The organism is Roseateles sp. 22389, from assembly GCF_052044995.1.
In the GTDB taxonomy this organism is placed as follows: domain Bacteria; phylum Pseudomonadota; class Gammaproteobacteria; order Burkholderiales; family Burkholderiaceae_C; genus Roseateles.
Window position 1 is genome coordinate 1 of the sequence record NZ_JBQEOF010000052.1, and the last position, 308, is coordinate 308.

The 308-nt window shown below is 68.8% G+C and carries 1 protein-coding gene; it reads left to right on the plus strand.

Annotated features, from left to right (window positions below; genetic code table 11):
• The coding region (locus ACTJKJ_RS27320) for an AMP-binding protein (RefSeq protein WP_440823332.1) at positions 1–308 on the plus strand (308 nt) is incomplete at both ends.

Genomic DNA, 308 nt, shown 5'->3' on the forward strand with positions numbered 1-308 from the left:
AACCTGTACGGCCCCACCGAAGCGGCCATCGACGTCACGCACTGGACCTGCCGCGACGACGGCCGCAGCCAAGTGCCGATCGGCGCCCCGATCACCGGCATCTCGACATGGGTGCTCGATGGCGACCTCAACGCGGTGCCTCCCGGCGTGCCGGGCGAGCTGTACCTGGGAGGCATCGGCCTGGCGCGCGGTTATCACGATCGCGCCGGGCTCACGTCCGAGCGCTTCGTCGCCAATCCGATGGTCACCGACGGCAGCCGGCTCTATCGCACCGGGGACTTGGTGCGATGGAATGCCGAAGGGAAGCT